The organism is Granulicella aggregans (assembly GCF_014203275.1).
In the GTDB taxonomy this organism is placed as follows: Bacteria; Acidobacteriota; Terriglobia; order Terriglobales; family Acidobacteriaceae; genus Edaphobacter.
This window is the reverse complement of record NZ_JACHIP010000018.1, coordinates 34,567-52,313: the sequence shown is the minus strand read 5'-3', so window position 1 is coordinate 52,313 and position 17,747 is coordinate 34,567. Positions and strand designations below refer to the sequence as shown.

Below are 17,747 nucleotides of genomic sequence, written 5' to 3'. Positions count from 1 at the left end.
TGGGACAGAGGCCTGGAGATGGCGAAACACAAGAGCTTCACGGTGGCCACAAAGGTGAACGTCTACTTCTGTGATCCGCAGAGCCCATGGCAGCGAGGCACTAACGAGAACACCAACGGACTTCTAAGACAGTACTTCCCCAGGAAGACTGACCTATCCGGCTACTCCCAAGCAGATCTCAACAAGGTCGCTCTCCGACTTAATCAACGCCCCCGCAAGACGTTGGATTTTGAAACTCCAGCTAGTAAACTTCATGCCAGTGTTGCATCGACCGGTTGAGACCGCCCCCGTTTCTGGGGAACTAACGTCTGGCTGTCGCGTTGCTCCGACGCACTGGTCTCGACAGCGGCTGTCTCACCCTTTACATCTCCTTTCATCGTTTGTTGCTGCCGCCTAATCCACAAAGAAGCCGATGACCTGGAGAACCTCGTCGTTTAGTTCAACGCCGAGCAGCCGCGCTTTAGCGGAGGTGAAGACATCTCGCATGAAGCGGCGAATCACTTCAGACGAAAGATCGGTTCGGGCTTCAAGCAGTCTGAGCAGTGAAGAGCTATCCGTCGAATACGTGTACTCGCCGGGCGCGCCACGTGACGGGCGGAGGGTGAGAGATAGGGGAATCGATGTAGCTGCACCGTTACTGGACATCAGAGGTTGGGTGATGAGGTTGAATCGCATGGAGAGATCGTGCTCCCAGCGTCTGGCGGTCGCAATCACTCTTTCAGCTAATAGATCCTTCGAGATGGTCATCCGCCCCGACCGATTGGGTGAAGCGGGTACAACTGTCACCCGCGCAGCGCGAATGCGCGGCTGGTCGTAGCCATCGCTGCTGACGATCGCCCGTCTAGCAAGGAGCCTAAACTCCTTTTTGCAAAAATGATCGTGCCTCGATTTCAATCCAGCCACCGGGTCTGTAACGGGAGTGAGGTGCCCACTCGACATAAACTATCCGAGTGCTAACGATCTCGAAGTCTCTCTCCGGCGGTCAGGCTCGGATGTATCACGCTCGGGAGTTCAAATCCGAGCAGGCGAACTACTGGAGTAAAGACCAGCAGGGCCATAGTGAGTGGCAGGGCAAGTTGGCCCAGCAGTGGGGACTTGAGGGGTCGGTCGGGGCTGAACACTTCGCCCGGCTGACCGAAGGCCAGCACCCAACGACCGAAGAGCAGCTCGTCCGCCATCAACCAGCGAAGACCTACGAGAACCAGTTTGGAAGAGAAGTGACCTCGGTCGAGCACCGGGCGGGATGGGATGCGACGTTCTCAGCACCGAAGTCGGTTTCATTGACGACATTGGTTGGCGGAGACGACCGCGTACGCGAGGCTCACCGCGAAAGCGTTCGTATCGCGCTTGGTGAGTTGGAGCGTTATACCCAGGCGCGGATCGGCAACATTCAGGCACCGGAGCTGACGGGCAAATTCGCCGCCGCAACTTTTGAACACGACACCGCGCGTCCCGTAGACGGCTATGCCGCTCCCCAGCTTCACACGCACGCCGTGATCTTCAATGTCACCGAGCGCGAGAACAGCCAGACCGGTGAGCTGAAGACAGGCGCTCTCCAGGAACGGGGCCTTTTCCAGTCGCAACAGTTCGCGACTACGGTCTACCGGACCGAGCTTGCTGCGCGGCTCCAGGATCTTGGCTACGAGATCGAGCGCGGCAAACATGGGCAGCCGGAGATCAAGGGCTATACCCAGGAGTATCTGGAGGCCTCGAGCCCACGTCGTGGCCAGATTGAGAAGCACCTGCAGGCGATTGGGCGGGAGGGAGCAGGAGCTGCCCAGGTTGCCGCGCACCGAACCAGGGATTCGAAGGAGCTGCAGTCGCCGGCAGAGGTGCTGCACCGCCACCGTGAGCTGGCTGCTCAGCATGGTCATCAGGCCGATTGGGTCGTGACGCGAGCGCTTTCGAATCATCAGCGGCAAGAGATCGATTCACCGAAGGTCGCTCAACAAGCTGTCACCTACGCCCGAGATCATGTCTTCGAGAAGAGCTCTGTGCAGGATGAGCGCTCGATCATGACTGCCGCGATGAACAGGAGCATGGGCCAGGCCTCTTCCAGCCGGGTACGGGAGGAGTTCGATCGCCGAGTCGCGCAAGGAGAGTTCCGCACCGTCGAGAATGCACCAGCCTCGGCCGGACAGCAATACACGACCGCCGCTATGCTGCGCATGGAGCGGGAGACCATCGCGCAAATGCAGGCTGGCAACAAGTTCGACGCCAATCAGCCTGCACTGGTAGAAGCCAGGACCAGTGCCAGGACGATCGAGCAGAACCCGATGCTGAATCCCTCCCAGCAGCTGGCAGCAGAGCAGATCTTCGCGAGTCGCGAGAAGATCGTCGGCCTGGACGGTATGGCTGGCGTGGGTAAGACAACGACCCTTGCCGTCATCCGAGAAGGTGTCGAGGCGAACGGTTACCGCATCGAGGGGTTCGCGCCAACCAGCGGAGCCGCTGCCCGGTTGGCGGAAGCGGGCATTGAGACTTCAACTTTGCAGATGCATCTCGCCAAAGGACAACGCGCCGACAACGGAGAGAAGACACTCTATGTCGTCGACGAGAGCTCCCTAGCATCGTCGAAGCAGATGCATGACTTCGTGACGCGGCTTCATCCCAACGACCGCGTTCTCCTGGTTGGGGACACACGGCAGCATGAGGCCGTCGAAGCCGGTCGGCCCTTTGCCCAGCTTCAGGAAGCAGGGATGTTTACCGTCAAGCTGAGCGAGATCGTTCGCCAGCGAGATCCCGAGCTAAGAAATGTGGTCGAGCAACTTGCCCGAGGCGAAGTTCGAGAGGCGGTGGAGGGATTGGGGCGGCAGGGGCGGGTGCATGAGGTCAAAGACCCATCCCAGCGTATCGAGGCGATCGCGAAGGAGTATGCCCGGTCGCCCGAGAGTACCTTGGTCGTCTCACCCGACAATCGCTCCCGTGCCGAGATCAACGCCAAGATCCACACTGAACTGCAGACCAGGGGCATCGTCGGCAAGGAAGAGTATAAGGTCGGCACTCTTGTTCCCCGGCAGGACCTTACTGGAGCCGACCGGACATGGGCGCAGCGCTACGAGCCCGACAATGTCCTCCTCTACTCGCGCAGCTCGAAGGACACTGGAATCAAAAAGGGTGAGTATGCCCGAGTGAAGCATGTCGACGCGGAGAAGAACCTGCTCACCGTCGTGCGGTTTGATGGATCGGAACGGACGTATGATCCGCGTCGACAGCAGGGTGTGTCCGTCTATCGCGATCAGGAGAAAGCGTTCTCAGTCGGAGATCGGTTGCAGTTCACCGCTCCCGCAAAGTCAGTTGACCTCAAAGTCGCAAACCGTGAGCTGGCCACCATCGAGAGCATCACAGACGATGGACGGATGCAGTTGAAGATGGACCGGGGCGGCCATCGTGTCAGCTTCGATCCGCGAGACCATCCGCATGTCGACCATGGCTATGCCGTCACCAGCCACTCGAGCCAGGGGCAGACCGCCGACCGCGTGCTCATCCACGTAGACACCGAACTTGGCGCGAAGGATCTGCTCAACAACCGCATGGCCTATGTTGCCGTCTCGCGTGGAGCGCGTGATGCTCAGATCTTTACCAACGACCGCGAGAAGCTGCCGCAGGCTCTAGGCCGCGACGTGTCACAGCAGAGCGCGCACGTTACGCAAGAAGTGAAGCAAGTCGAGAAGGGGATCAGCAGGGAGGAGCACGAGAGGCATTGGGCTACACTGAACAAGGCGCTCAGTCCTGACGAAGCAAGGCAGTTTGCATGGAGGATTGAGACCGGCACCATTCAGACCTATCAACATCTAGTGACGCAACGGGTGCTGCACATCGACGGAACCAACGGACAGTTCTACCGGCAGGACGGAAATCCAATTACGGCCAAGCAGGCCTTAGATCATGCCATGCCGGGAGGAGAAAGGCATTCGCATTCTTTGGAGCTAAACCAAAGACCTGAAATGCCCGAGATCGACCGAAGCACTGGCCATGGTCATCGAATGGGACGATGACTGTTGCCGATCGGGGCTCTTACAAACCCTTTGGGGACTAAGTGTCAGCCTAAACGGACTCAGTCTGGTTCTGCCAATCAATGAGCAGACCCAACATTTCACCCCTACTAGCGAGAGTCTCATAAAGCTCGCAGATAGAGGAACTCGGGTAAGTTCGAGAGACCAGATCATCAGTTCGGAAAGACCGAGAATTTAGAGCGGAAAAGAAAACACTTGCAGCCGCTTCGTCTGTCCACTTATTAAACGTACACCTGTCATGCACCCCACATACGGATAACCCTCGCAGCAGAAGGTCAGATGTAAACTTTCGATCCCTCGGCTCGCCGGGGTCGCCAACCAAAACTATCCGACCATAGTCCGCCACAGAACCAAGAGCCCACGAAAGTACTGAAGCATCACTTGTACAATCAATAATTACATCTGGCATGACACCTAACGTAGACATGTGTTCGCGAATTTCAGGGCTCGATGTTTTACAATCGAGCACACAAGAGGCCCCGCCACGCAAGGCCGCACTTCTCGATATTGAGGACCGCGTCATAAGCGACACCGTCCCTCGTTGGTGTATACACCACCTCAAGCAGAGCTGAGCAATTGGTCCACCCCCTATTATCAGGATCTGGCGCCCTTCAAGGGGCCCTGCGGCCATCATTCCCAACATTGCGATTCGAGCTAGGGCAAACCAGACGGCGTCACGCGGGTTTGTGCCTGGTGTAAGGGGTATGCATTGTTTATCGCTTACTATGAGTCTCGAAGCATGGTGGCCTCTGACCGCCACGAGCTGTCCAAGCTCCAACCGGTTGACTGCTGAACCTTTGCAAATAACCTCGCCCACTGCGGCATATCCCGGACGAAATGGATACTGTACCCAAGAAGCCCAATGTGAATCTGGCGCAAAGCCTCCTGTGTAAGCGGTACGCTCGGTACCGTTACTCACCAACGAATGCGTTACCTCAATGACAACTTCGCCTATTTCCGGCTTGAGTTTACAAGTCCGCAAATGCACATCATGTGGACGCCTAAACACGATCTCTCTGGAACTCAGAATATTCAAGTGCGCCTCTTCTCTAAGTTGAAGCGCCTGGTTACTACTTCACAGGCCATACCTGTAATTGCGAGCATAGTCAGGGTCGGATTCTGACAGCCGCTTGACACCCAACACGCGCCATCCGTCACAAAGAGCCCACGCACTGCGTGGGCCTCGCAGTTTGGATCAACGACACTCTCCTCGGGATTTTCCCCCATCCTTGCGGTGCCAACCTCGTGAATCGCAAGCCCCGGGGTCGAGAGCATGGAAGTAGTCTGAATATCTTTGACGCCGCACACCTCGAGGAGCCGCGTGCACTGCGTAGCTGCGTCTTGCATTAAACGTTCTTCGTTCTTACACCATCGTGCCCCGATGGCTAAATTGGGACGCCCCCACCGATCTGTAGTGGCTGAGAGTGCAACGGAATTCTCATATCGCGCTAGGCACTCGCCGAAGGCCGACAAGACGACTCTCAACCGAATGGTTTTCGTAACTCTTGAGCTTTTCTCTGCCAAACACTCTTCAGGACTGTCGGTTATAACTTTGCCCTGAATACCATAACCCCTAATAAAGCCGTTGGTTATTCGATGATCAATATTCCGAAATCGTGGGATGTAAATGCGCTGAGGCTCCCGTTTGCTAGCCGCAAGGGCAGCTTTCGGCATGTCAACGTAACCGAACGCCCCTCCGCCCATCACGTGATCCATGAGGTAGCGGCCAAGGGTCTTATTAGACTTCAAACAAGCACAACGCAACAGAAGCCGCGTTGACTCCAGGGTGGACGCGCATAGAAACACCACATTAGCATAGGCTTCACTGATGCTGCTCTCGCCCTCGACGATTTGCACACCTCGTACCTGATTTCCTTCAACTATCAGCTCGGTAACAATCGCGCCAGTCCTCAATGTTAGCCGCCCGGTTCTCAGGCCCTGCTCTATCGCGCCCAGAGGCGTATATCCACGCTCATCGCTCTCACGCTGCTCCCGTTTCGCAAAACTGCGTTGAGATAGCCTTGCTGGGATCACTTTGATCCCTAAATGCTTGGCCGCAGGTTCTCGTATTAACCCCTCTGCCAAACTTTGTGCTGCAGCTTTTGAGTAGATAGAATCTGGTAACTGCGGAATATTGTCCGTCGTTCCGACTATGCGGAGGTATCGCTCAGCCTCCTCATAATATGGAACCAACCGCTTGTAATTGATAGGCCAATTGGTGCCATAGCCATCATGCGCTCTCGCCATGAAATCGAGTTCACTAAAGCGGTAGCTCTGACCTTCCCACCCAAGCAATCGACCGCCGACCCCTTGCATCCGCAGCCATGCGAATGGTTCTATTTGTTCGTAGGGCTGTTCAAAGTCATTCACAAACCGTTCGGCCATTGGCCCACGACATGCGTAGCATAAGGACTGTATCGGTCTCTGGACTGACATGTGACTGGGTATCGGCGTGTAGCGATCTGGAGTGGTGAATGGCTCAGAGAGCGAATCCTTCAAATTGGTTCTAGTGCCGCCCTCTATCAAGAGAACAGACATTCCTGCAGAGGTTAAAAGCCTAGAGGCCCACCCTCCTGTGGCACCTGAACCTACAACAATCGCATCATATCTGTCCGTCATAGCGTCGACAACCATTCTAGAAAAAGCTTACGATACATCATCCCGCTCCGCCTGGCTAGTTCACTTGACAGTTTCAATAGAGCGCTTTAGCCTTCTATCAATCCGAAGAACAGAGAGGCCACTGAGAGATTACGAGGTTTCCGTGACTGATTACCCATTAGTAAGCATTGTTACTCCAACAAGGCATCGGGAATCTTATCTCCCGCAAGCTTACGCATGTGTAATCTCTCAGACTTGGCCGAACTATGAGTGGCTTGTCTGTGATGACAGTCCTCGCGCTTCCGCGTTTATGACATCCTTGTCTGACGATCGTGTGCGCTACTTTCATCTGGATAAACCCCATACCGTCGGCGCTAAACGCAATGTCCTTAATTCTTATGCACGAGGCGCTTTTATCGTTCATTTTGATGATGACGATCTGTACGCACCGTGCTATCTTGCGGGTTCCGTCGAGGACCTCCAAAAACACAACGCAGATCTACGAAAGCTTGAAGCGTTTTTCATACATGACGCTCGCATCTCTCAAAGTTTCTTTTGGGACCAGTCGGAGGTTCCTGACACGCAATTTATCTGCAAGGCTGGTGTTCCGTTTGGAACCCGGAAAGTGGACGCAGTTGTTCTGCAGAAATCACTTAGACATCGGCTCGGCTATGGTTTCTCCTATTCCTATAAACAATCACTGTGGGCACGCTTCCCGTTTCCAGACGTAGATTTTGCAGAAGATCTTTACTTTATGGCGACGGTCGTGAAAGCATCGCGCCCGGTCGTTTTCTGCCACGATGAAGTTGGAGCATGCATTCACCTTATCCACGCCAGCAATCTGTCAGGTTGTTTCCCCCAATATATGATTCCGCCTTTTCTGATGAAGCGTCTATTCCCGTCGTTCGAATGGCTTTTCACCATACATCCTTCGTCTCCAATCATTGACAAGCGAGAACAAAGTGATACGTCTCCAGTATTAAGTTAATAGCTACGTATGAAATAGCTTGCCGAGGGGCGATTACCGTTCTGAAAGTCCGGTCAACAATTCAACGATGCATCCTTTGAAGGTTGTGCACTAAAGACTAAATGAGGGTGGTATGAAAAGCTGGGATCTATTTGACACCCTCGTGGCGGCCAGGGATATCAACATACCATCAGGAGACCAGCCCGAAGGCTTCCATTTTCCCATTATGGACGCAGTGTCATGCGTTGGGCAGGACGATCTAATCATCAGTGACTACTATGACTTCGCGAAAGCAGATCGGATACTTCGCGCAGTGACTGGGCTAAAAAATCGCCTCGTGGTAGGAAGACATATAAAAGCTTCTGGAAGAATCTGGCGCTTCCTTAGCGTTGATGAGCACACCGGCGATTCTCCAAGAGAGATCGCGAGTGCCAGAAGATTCGGCATTAAGGGAAATCTGGTGCGCCGCGCTGACCTTACCAATATGGAGTCTTATCTTTATGACGCCGGCTGTAGGGGCCTTGCTCTCGTGTTGCGTGAGGCACGTCTCACCACTGCAGTCACAGAGGATAGCGATATCAAGTTGTTGCAGCTTCAGGGCAATGTGCCGTTCTTATTCGCGGCGTCTCTGTTGCTTCATCGGAAGGCTATAGCGCAGCAGATTGAAACCATCCTAATGTGCAGTCGGGACTCCTACCTCTGGATCACAATGTTGCACGCAGTCCAGGGTCTACTTGACAGTGTGCCGTACGGCACTCAATACTTTTTCAGCAGCCGACTGATGCGCTATCGTTCGACCCCGCACACTTTGGCTTACACGAAGGACCTGTTACGAGGACGAAGCGCGATAGTTGACTTATGCGGGAGCGGCTATTCACTAAAGGCATTCTGTAATCACCTTGATCCACGCCCACTGTTGTGGTTAGCAGTGGCTTACAAGCGAGAAGGGTGGCCCTATTCCGGCGTCCCCTACGCCATCCAATGGAGAGGCAAGACAACGCTGGAGTTGGCAAACCTCGCGCCCCATCCGATGGTAGGCGATGTTATCGGATGTGGCCATGATCGCGGATATTCTCCCGTTTACATCAATCCTACGTTCACCAGATGGGACACATCGCCGGTCATCAAGGCAATGCATAATGCCTTCTATCTTGCTCTCAAGCTGTTCCCAGAATATGACTTTACTTCCGACCTTCTCGTCGAGTCCGATCTCCTTCGCGACGTTATGACGCGCTGCCTTGGCGAGATGGACGCGAATGATGGCGTGGTCGCCATGTTGGCAGGCGGCGTCTTTAGCAAAGAGGAACATTTTGTACGTACGACCAGATGGTGACAATCGGACCCGTACCACGGGGAGGACTTGTTAACGCGTTTTACCCTATCGAGCTGACTCGAATCCTCGAGTGTGCCATCTGCGTCTTGCACCCGCCGACCGTCATTCCTCCCGAAGGGCGGTTACTATGTCAAGACGAGTGGCCCTTCGTGCCGGTGCTGCCGAAGCAAACACGATAGTGGCAAATACCATTAGGGTGGAAGACGCAACCACGGCTCCAGACGCCACTCCAAGAACGGCGGCCAGCTCGCCCGACCGCGAGACTGCAAAGGTTGCCGCCCAGACGATAAAACCACTCAGAAGCACGCCGCCCATCGACGAGGACAGTGTAGACATAAGTATTTGGCGTCGATGTGCTCCTAACGCTAACTTGATACCAAACTCTCGAGTCCGCGTTGCGGCGGTGTATTCAGTCAGGCTATAGCCACCTATTGTCGCAATGACCAACGAAAATAAAGCGAAGATTACGAAGAGCCGCTCTAGCAAAATCTCACTACCCATCAGTAGTGACTCGTAGAAGCCCTGTAACAATACCGGCGAGGCCCCAACTGCACCTGGAAGCGTAGACCTACCGAGCCAAGGGAGGTTCGCCTCGGTAATGGGCCGCGCGTCGGAACTGGCTTTAAGATGCACCCACATAGCTTCGGGCATAAAAAGAGGCAGCGGGACATAAACAGCCGGTCGAGCGCTCGCCGCGATTAGCGGCGATACTACGTCAGCTACTACTCCGATCACCGTAACCACTGGGATCGGCTCCGACGGGCGTCCCACCTTTGGATAACCATACTTGAGGGCCGGAAGGTAAATGGACCGTCCAAGAGGATCCCTAGAGCCAAAGACAAGGCGTGCAAACGCTTTCGATACTAATGCAACATGCACGGAACCTGTCATGTCATGAGCGGCGAATGGTCTTCCAGCCTCCAACGTCAGCCGGAATACGTTCAGAAAATTGTCATCCACACTAATAAGTTGTGCCCTATCAAAACGGCCCGCTGGCGGTGGGGCGATGCCTTCAGAAACCTCGGCGTCCAGGGCTGGCAAAGGTGGCGCGGCAGCGGAAATGGTTACATCAGCCGACCGCCCGACAGTTTCTCGCAACGTCTCTAAAGCCGTACGTTTTGAAGTCCACGTTGGGTACTGCGTGGCGGGCAGAATAAAGGCTTCGGATATGACGCCCTGAGTGGAGAAGCCCTCCTCGACATGAAGCTGTCCTTGTGTGCGTCTCACTATGGTTATCGTCGTCGCCAGTAGGGAGATACTGAGAAACGCTTGGCCAACAACCGAAAGAAAATACACATAACGCAGATGCTTGCTAGCTGTAGATTTACTTCCTGCGAGGGCCGTGGTAACCGCTGTCGGGCTTAAAATTAGAGCGCGATTCGGCAATATAGCCATTATCAATGTCGCAAGCAATGTTGCGCTTGTGAGGCTGAGCAGTGCTAGACCGCTTAAATGAAACTCTAAGCCGGCTGGCAACGCTTGCAGCGGCAACCATAATGTGGGGTGCTTTAGAAGCTCATAGCTTGTCACAAGTGCAGCAAGTGCTGCAGTAAAAGAGCAGGCCAGATAATCCTTGCTGCTTGTCCAGATAAGCCGTGGCAGCGAAGACCCTAAGGCGATCTCAACTGCTCGGGTAGGTCGATCTCTTACGGCTCGTGTTAGAGACAAGACTGCAGCATTTGCACCCGATACGATAGCCAATATTAGGGTACCTATCATGATGGCGTAAAGATGCCGCGTAAACTCTCCGAGCGCGGGTTGCCCTAGGAAGAGCGGTGCTAGGTGCAGAGACGGATCTAGTCCTTGCCCTTCGTCGCGAGAAACTAGATCATTCACAATTCTCATTGCTTGACCGGCACAGGCAGAAGCTGAGGCTGATTGCTTTATGGCTAGGTATAGCGGGTGAGCGGCATGTGCATCGTCAGATTGCAGATCAGTAAAGATGTCTCCGTTTGACCAGCGAAATGTTCTTGGCATGATGCCTGTGATAGTGACAACCCGCGCTCCGACCTTTACCCGGGTGCCCAAGATTGTCGCATCCTTGTCAAATAGCCTTTCCCATGCGTCATAGGCCAACAAAGCTCCATCCCGTGGGGTTTCCAGGCCCATGAGAGGAGAGACTGAAAGCAAAGACGCAAGCTCGTTGCTCGAAGATATATGTATCACTTTAAAAGTGCCCTGTGACGTCGACAGCAGGTCCTGGGAACTCATACTGATTGCTGCGTTATCAACACACCCCAAACCCTTTATGGTGGCCAGGTCGTCTTGGCGGACCCACACCACCCCCGAAGGAATTCCGTTTCGAAGAAACTGCAGCTGGAGTATTTTCTGCCACCGAGGGTATGGAAACGCATGATCACGGACGGTGCTATACACACTGAACACGGTGGTGAGGGCGACAAAGCTCAGGAACAACGCACTCGTCGCCAGGAGCAGGGGGCGTCCAATATCCCACTTCTTGGCAATTGAGCTATATCGAGAAAGGAATTGAGGCATTGGTTCGCGAATACCAGTATTAGGAAATTAGGTTTTGGGCGGCCGATCGAACGTCAGACCAAGTTAGTAGAGTGTCTTGATAACGGGTTAGATACGCGTGTGCATCTTCTTCGACTGCATCCAGAAAGTGAATCTTATAAAATGGCGAAGAAGCCTCCGACAAGTTCTGAACGAGTATTTGACGAAGTCGAGTAAGGTAGGCCACAGTTTCGTTAGGAGCGTGCCACTGTGTTGCGATGGCAAGTAGACTGTCGCACCGCTCAATACGGGATTGATAAATCTCCCTCGCGATAGATATCACCCCCTGACGGTTATTAGATGCAGAGATGGCGCTTGCAACTGTCTCCATTAATCCGTCAAGATCGTCCCGTCCAGAAGGCGAGCATGCCGTCGTTACGAGGTGAAGCAGAATATCAGAAACACGCAGATCCGCGCCAGATCCATACTCGGTGTCTTTCGGCTTCGGGAAATGATAAACGCCAAATGGTGAAACGGCTACGCAGCTTCCCCACGCATTGCGGAGCATCTGTCCAAATACCCCGTCTTCGTTTCGATGGGTTGGTGGAAAGGGCGGCAGCTCGCCATCCCTATTATCGAGCGCCACAGAGTAACACATGAAAGGCGAATGTTCTGGTAACTCCAGACTTCTAGCGATGTCGACGATATTCCGATTGCTGAGATAAAGGTTAATCTTTGGGTCCCGGGACTTACAGACCGTGGGCGTGATATATTCCCGAGAACGTAGTCCCAGCCAGTCTCCAGTGAAGCAGCCAGAATCCCCGCATATTCCAAAGGTTACTGCTCGTACTTGACGAACACGACCAGACTCCGACATGATCATGTCTCGCGCTGGCTGATTTAATACCCGCTCACCCCTCCAGTTCCGTGTTAACTCGGCAATGGACCTACCGAGAAGGTCAAATGTGTCCTGAAGAACATCACGGTCCGGGGTTAAGGCAGATGCCGCCCAAGCGTCTGGCTGCCAAGGAAATTCAATATAGTGATCCGACCCGTCTTTGACAAAGGATAGTCGTTCAGGCCTAGTCGAAGAGTGAGTCATAAATCGGCAGTCGACGTCGTCATCGACCAGTAGCAGTCGCTGGCCCTGATGTCGGAGGAGGGCGAGATTTCGCGCGGATCCAGCGCTAAAGTTGACTCTCACCGAGGCCCACAAACCTTCGATTGCCGTTGCACTAGCGCCAGCGGCCCATAGCCGATCCCTATAAGCAGCGAGTTCCTTTAGTCCAACATAGGAAATGGCTTTGTTCCCGCTGGACGATGCAATATCGCGATTGTGGGAGCTAACGGCGCTGGTTCCACTTGAGTCGAAGATGACTATTTGGCGCGTGTTAGCATCGGACCTCACCAAACGTTGTGCAGAATCCAGGGCATTACGCAGCGCATGTGGTCGATCACGAGTGAAAATGATGATCGTATCAGCTGATGAAGGGCGGTCTCGAGATGGCAAGATCTTCTCAATAGTGGAAAGTGATATCAGGAGTCTTGTATCCCTGATCATTTCCAGGAATGCCGTGCATGAGGTTTGCGAGAGTGGTGGATATGTTGCCGCGCGGATGGCAGACATGAGCTCCTGCCAGGAAGAAAGACTTGGCAGCAAGCCCAACAAACGAGCTTGATTCGGACTGACCTCTCTCACGCCAAGAGCGTTCTCCAGCACTATTCGCTCGCCGGCTGTCGTCGACCTGAAATGCGGGATGTACCACAGCTCCTCAGCTAGTGGCATGTGGACCTCTCGGCAAACTCTTGATTCGTTTCTCTAGCGACGAGCTTTGCCAATTGGTAGAAGAGTTCATAGGATCTCAGTTTTTGTTCAAACGATTGACTGAGATCCATATACAGAAGTGACGTCGGGTCAAATCTATGGACAATATCAGCTAGTTGTTTTGTTGCACTTTCCGGCCCTCCGTAGACTTGCGGGATGACCTTGATCTTGTCGTTGTCATATATCGCACGCAAAGCGGAGTAATTGGAATTATTGATAATTCCAGAAATCGCTAAATGCAATGGCTTGATAACTGGTACATTCTGAAACTCTTTGTCTAGAAATCCCGCATGAACATACGGAAGCTCAAGAGCCGACGCGACGGTACAGCTCTCGTGATGCGAGCCCAACATCCAAATCTGCGACCGGTCACTTGTTTTTGCGACTGGAACTGGGAGTGCGCGGGTTCTGAGCTGGGTGTCGAACTCGGATACCAGCGCTGGATAGGTGGCAGATGTCGCTTCTGTAATGAGGCCCACTTCTCGACCAACATTAGGCCGCCCACGGCCTAAGCCGATCTCTATGCGATCAGGATAGATCTGATTAAGAAAAGCGACATCATTAGCGAGTCGGCCAACAAGGTAGTACCTCAACAGAAGGCCACCAACTCCAATCTTTATTTGAGTTGTTGAACTAGCTAATATAGGAAGAAGAATAAGGGGACTAGCATGCACAAAGTTTTCAGAATGATGCTCTGTGAGCCACAAGCGATCATATCCCATTTGTTCCAGGTGGACGGCCAACTCTGTCAATTTCGTGACTTGAGTTGCTATGGATTCGTCGTACCCGCGCAGACATAGTTCAAGTGCTCCGATCTGCATCGCGCGCCTCGTCTGGTTAGAAGCATTGCTTCGTCGGTGGCTCTAGCAAAAGGACAGATGGAACCTCGGCGGGTCGCAGCATCCGAAGTAATCCGTATCCAATACCCGCGAGTCCAGTCATTAGCCCAGGGGATTCGATATGTTCGGGTGTGCCACAAAGAAAACCACTACGTTCCACGGATGCGACTACCTCAGTCAGTTTGCTCCTATATACAAAATTGGCCAGCTCTGAGTTCTCGTAGTTACTATACCCGAGCAATAGCTCGAGATTGCCCAAGTCTCCGTGGCAAAGACTGTGGTTGCGTCCAAAACCACGACGTATCGTAGAGTTCATTGCATGGCGCAACTCCCGCTCGAGCTCAGAGTGCGCCTTTGAAGACTGTAAAAACGCGAGTCGACTCAAGCCGATACCGGGAGCACCATGGCACCAGTCATTTTGATAATTGGGAGTTGCTGGAATGGTCCCATCGATGTCGGTCCTGAAATCCGGCCAGTTTTCTTCCGACTCAGACATTAGTTTGCTTTCGTAAGAGAGACTACGAACAGCGAGTTCCAACAAATCCTCCCGTCCTAGAGCGAGCGAGGCTTTTAGAAGAGCATATGCGATCCCCGCAGCTCCGTGCGAGAACCCCGTAAGGGGTGCGTAGGCCTCAGCACCTCCCCTCCATGTAGGTTCAACATCACTGCCCTCCTTAGCATTTACAAGCTGATCCGTAGTAGCCTCGATCTCCTCCAAGAAATGGTTCGTCGAACCGGAACATGTAGCTGCAGCAATCAAGCAAAGGAGCCAGCCCGCCGTCCCACCTATTATGTCACTATGTTCAAATTGACCGACTCTCGGTTGCAAACGCCTGATAAAGTAGGACATTTTGGTGTAGAGGTCCGCGTTATGCCAGATACCACAAACCTGTGAAAGCAAGTAGATAACGCCGCCTACCCCAGAGAATACGCCCCCCACGGAAAGCTCGCTGGGGTTGTCGAGCAGCCGATCAACGTGACTAACAACCATTTCAACAACTCTTTCGGCGAGATCACGTACCTGATGGCGCGGATTGAGGTGGTCGGAATAAGCCAAATACAAAGCTACTCCAGGCAAGCCAGAGTACAGGTCAAGACCCAACGGACGAAACACCCAGTAACTTTCGTCGACAAGCTGCAGACCGAGCCAATTGCTGTTAGGTCCAATAGAGACACTCGTCTCAATGAGACGCTTGTCCAGCTTGTCCGTCAGGCGAGTTATCCTCTCAACTAAAGTAATTTCAGCGTCTGCTGGTTCGATTTGAGGTCGGGATTCGAGATGGTGGCCAATTCTCAAGCACGCCAAGGAGCCGTTGATGTAGGATAACTGTCGTTGTAGGTCACTTTCGGAAAGTCCCAAGACTCTCTCGCGGACCCGTTGGAGAGCCGACTGCGTTAGAAAGTGTGGAAACTCTTTGCCTCGGCAGTCGAACAGTGACGTCCCGCCGATCGTGCTTGTGAAGATGGGGATGTCATTCTCCCACAAGTCTTGTATTTCACTAAGAATGACACGACGATAACGTGATTTCTTCTCGACGCACCTCTTCCAAAGCAAGTGAAAGGCTCGCTCATGATTAACACCCTCTTGTAAGGCATCGGGGTGTAATGAAGCATTTAGCATCAATCCGTAAATTCGAGTTGCTCTCAACACGACACGAACTTCATGAGGGGAAAACTTGTCCAATAGACCGTTTTCCTCTAAGAGGAAGTTCCTCTCTGACATAATGAGCCGGTAAACCTCAGCGAAACCACTGGAGACCTCCTCGTTATAGTCGCCAACATCTACCGTCTCTCCATCTATCGTAGGTCGGTTGGCGCCTCCCGACATCGCTAGCTGTTTATGGACAATCCGCATCGTATCCAAACCTTCATCTTCAAACACAGGAACCTTATGTGGACTTAATTGTCCTGCGGCACCGCCAAAGCCGCTCAGATCTATGCCCTTGCTAGCATCAGTGGCCCATATCCGTTGGGGAAGAAAACCAACTCGGAATACAGAATTTTCCATCACGTCATAGCCAGGATCTATTACCTTCTCCTCCTCACTGGCATCATCGTCAAATGGGAGCCGAGGATGGAAAAGCGCCTCTAGGTCTAAGGGCACGGGATATTTGCCACAAGCCACGAGATTTTCAGAATGAAAGTCCGTTGCCTCTAGAGCGTATAAAAGCGCTAGCAGTCCACCTTGGGCGACATAGAAAGAGCGCAGCTCATTACTGTCGCGGCAGGCGCTATGTCTAATACCTTCCGCCCACCCATAGGCCCCTTTGGGGAGAACCGCCGGAACCTTGAGTTGAAAGCGATGGATACGCGAGTTAACAAAGCTCACAACTTCAGTGAACGCCCTATCGATGTCTAACCTGCGGGGTTTGTACACCAGAAGTCGACCGTCACTTAGCTCCATCGAGGTCACCGTCGCGCCATGCCGATGACTGTCGCCAAGGTCAGTCCGAATTTGCAGAACTTTGGCATCCCTTGCGACCGCGAATGTCTGTTGTATTTCGGACCAATCATCATGCAAGCGATTGAGCATTTCAACCGTCCGTTCGGCTGAATTCCTGACGACGGCGCGAAGCTTGCGGGCCAGAACAGGGTACTCTGAAAGAAAGATTCTTAAGTTTTCCGGCTTTCGCATCTGTTCAACATAAGATTCGAATCGCCCCGCGGAAGTATCCCCCGCAAGCCGGCCCTCAACCCTCGCACAATTCAAATCAAGAACGAGTGCCTTGCCAGCGATCCACACGAGCTTCTGCCCCACTGAGCGTATAAGTGACGACACAAGTACGTTGGCATCGTTCACTACTGTAGATGCGCCACTCGTCCCAACAGTCAAAGCATCGGACACAGCAGTGGCGTAATCTGCGAGTAGAGGTTGCAGGATGAGGAGGAATGGATGAACTTCGCGATCTACAACTAACGTTTCCACCCGTTCTACACCGCTGTCAGGCGTAGCGGAAATGTCACGCAACGCCCGGCGTCGTAATCCTGCTGCCTGAGTCAATGCATGTGCGAGCTGAACTCGGTCAGCTCCAAGAACTTCAAGAAACTGTTCCATCACGAGCGGTTCGGCAAACGTAGTATTTTTCGCCCAATTAGCTAAAACGTCCTGCTCGCCCTCCTGCTCGATCCTTACATCCGCGTCTAACGAAGTTGCTCGGTTACTCCAAAGCAATTCTGACAGCGATAGACCGCGGAGCTCCTGAATCTCTTCCAATGAGGCAATAGCGAATGTGCTCACCTATACTCCGTGGTCTAGACAAGATAAGAGGGGAGGTACGCCGGCCTCCCCATTCGACTGACCTAAGTTTTCGACTTAGGTATAGCAGCCGACATTTCAGAGCATCTGTTTGCGTCGCCTTCTTCTATGAACCGCAGCAGCCGGATGTGCCGCCACCGCAAGTACCGCAGTTAGATGTATTGTTTCCCGAACAGCAGCCGTATGACATGTTCTTTTCGGTTGAAGCACCAACAATCTCGGCAAGTTCCAACTCGTCTAGTTCGTATGCACCTGCGGGATGAGGTTCTATTGACCTCGTCTCCGCGCCGCTTAAACTTTCACGAAAAGACCTATCTTTCCAGGAGCGAACCGTTGTTTGATCCGACATGTCGATATTCTCCACTTTGGATTTATAAAGCACGAGGAATATACCATGCGACCTAATCATTAGTCAAGTTCAGACAAAAGCTAATAAGCCCTAATCAAGGGCGCCACACT

11 protein-coding genes are annotated in these 17,747 nt (G+C 53.2%); 4 read left to right on the top strand and 7 right to left on the bottom strand.

All coding sequences use genetic code 11. The features are described from left to right. On the top strand, nucleotides 1-279 hold a 279-nt coding region (locus tag HDF16_RS26235), incomplete at its 5' end, for an IS30 family transposase (protein ID WP_184223243.1). A 114-nt stretch (nucleotides 280-393) separates the two neighbouring features. Here the strand turns inward: HDF16_RS26235 and HDF16_RS31000 are convergent. Further along, nucleotides 394-939 (bottom strand): hypothetical protein, encoded by a 546-nt coding sequence (locus HDF16_RS31000; protein ID WP_246410175.1) that lies wholly within the window; start codon nucleotides 937-939, stop codon nucleotides 394-396. Nucleotides 940-950: 11 nt separating this feature from the next. On the opposite strand from HDF16_RS31000, the gene mobF reads away from it, so the two are divergent. After that, the gene (gene mobF, locus HDF16_RS31705; RefSeq protein WP_184223241.1) at nucleotides 951-3,998 is read left to right on the top strand and encodes a MobF family relaxase; all 3,048 of its coding nucleotides are present in this window, start codon (nucleotides 951-953) and stop codon (nucleotides 3,996-3,998) included. Between the two features lie 49 nt (nucleotides 3,999-4,047). Here mobF and HDF16_RS32215 read toward each other — a convergent pair whose 3' ends face one another. Both HDF16_RS32215 and HDF16_RS26220 read right to left on the bottom strand, forming a co-directional pair. Beyond that, nucleotides 4,048-4,647, bottom strand: a complete 600-nt coding sequence (locus tag HDF16_RS32215; protein ID WP_432432290.1) for a zinc-binding dehydrogenase — start codon at nucleotides 4,645-4,647, stop codon at nucleotides 4,048-4,050. Nucleotides 4,648-5,048: 401 nt separating this feature from the next. Beyond that, a complete protein-coding gene (locus HDF16_RS26220; protein ID WP_184223239.1) occupies nucleotides 5,049-6,401 on the bottom strand; it encodes a GMC oxidoreductase in 1,353 nt (450 codons plus the stop codon). Nucleotides 6,402-6,483: 82 nt separating this feature from the next. Between HDF16_RS26220 and HDF16_RS26215 the strand changes: the two genes are divergently transcribed. Continuing rightward, a complete protein-coding gene (locus HDF16_RS26215; protein WP_348641442.1) occupies nucleotides 6,484-7,602 on the top strand; it encodes a glycosyltransferase family 2 protein in 1,119 nt (372 codons plus the stop codon). Nucleotides 7,603-7,714: 112 nt separating this feature from the next. Then, nucleotides 7,715-8,914, top strand: a complete 1,200-nt coding sequence (locus HDF16_RS26210; protein WP_184223235.1) for a hypothetical protein — start codon at nucleotides 7,715-7,717, stop codon at nucleotides 8,912-8,914. A 102-nt stretch (nucleotides 8,915-9,016) separates the two neighbouring features. Here HDF16_RS26210 and HDF16_RS26205 read toward each other — a convergent pair whose 3' ends face one another. The 4 genes from HDF16_RS26205 to HDF16_RS32210 form a co-directional block, all read right to left on the bottom strand. Further along, on the bottom strand, nucleotides 9,017-11,410 hold the full coding sequence (locus tag HDF16_RS26205; RefSeq protein ID WP_184223233.1) for an ABC transporter permease: 2,394 nt from the start codon (nucleotides 11,408-11,410) through the stop codon (nucleotides 9,017-9,019). 1,734 nt (nucleotides 11,411-13,144) lie between these two features. Then, nucleotides 13,145-14,014 (bottom strand): LLM class flavin-dependent oxidoreductase, encoded by an 870-nt coding sequence (locus tag HDF16_RS26200; protein ID WP_184223231.1) that lies wholly within the window; start codon nucleotides 14,012-14,014, stop codon nucleotides 13,145-13,147. 16 nt (nucleotides 14,015-14,030) lie between these two features. Next, the gene (locus tag HDF16_RS26195) at nucleotides 14,031-17,270 is read right to left on the bottom strand and encodes a type 2 lanthipeptide synthetase LanM family protein (protein ID WP_184223229.1); all 3,240 of its coding nucleotides are present in this window, start codon (nucleotides 17,268-17,270) and stop codon (nucleotides 14,031-14,033) included. Nucleotides 17,271-17,394: 124 nt separating this feature from the next. Next, on the bottom strand, nucleotides 17,395-17,637 hold the full coding sequence (locus HDF16_RS32210) for a mersacidin/lichenicidin family type 2 lantibiotic (RefSeq protein ID WP_432432289.1): 243 nt from the start codon (nucleotides 17,635-17,637) through the stop codon (nucleotides 17,395-17,397). Nucleotides 17,638-17,747: the final 110 nt, after the last annotated feature.

Bases quoted from the DNA above. Each gene is read 5' to 3' on its own strand.
- HDF16_RS31000 (WP_246410175.1), bottom strand. From the start codon at position 939: ATGTCGAGTGGGCACCTCACTCCCGTTACAGACCCGGTGGCTGGATTG.
- HDF16_RS32215 (WP_432432290.1), bottom strand. From the start codon at position 4,647: ATGGCCGCAGGGCCCCTTGAAGGGCGCCAGATCCTGATAATAGGGGGT.
- HDF16_RS26220 (WP_184223239.1), bottom strand. From the start codon at position 6,401: ATGGCCGAACGGTTTGTGAATGACTTTGAACAGCCCTACGAACAAATA.
- HDF16_RS26210 (WP_184223235.1), top strand. From the start codon at position 7,715: ATGAAAAGCTGGGATCTATTTGACACCCTCGTGGCGGCCAGGGATATC.
- HDF16_RS26205 (WP_184223233.1), bottom strand. From the start codon at position 11,410: ATGCCTCAATTCCTTTCTCGATATAGCTCAATTGCCAAGAAGTGGGAT.
- HDF16_RS26200 (WP_184223231.1), bottom strand. From the start codon at position 14,014: ATGCAGATCGGAGCACTTGAACTATGTCTGCGCGGGTACGACGAATCC.
- HDF16_RS32210 (WP_432432289.1), bottom strand. From the start codon at position 17,637: ATGTCGGATCAAACAACGGTTCGCTCCTGGAAAGATAGGTCTTTTCGT.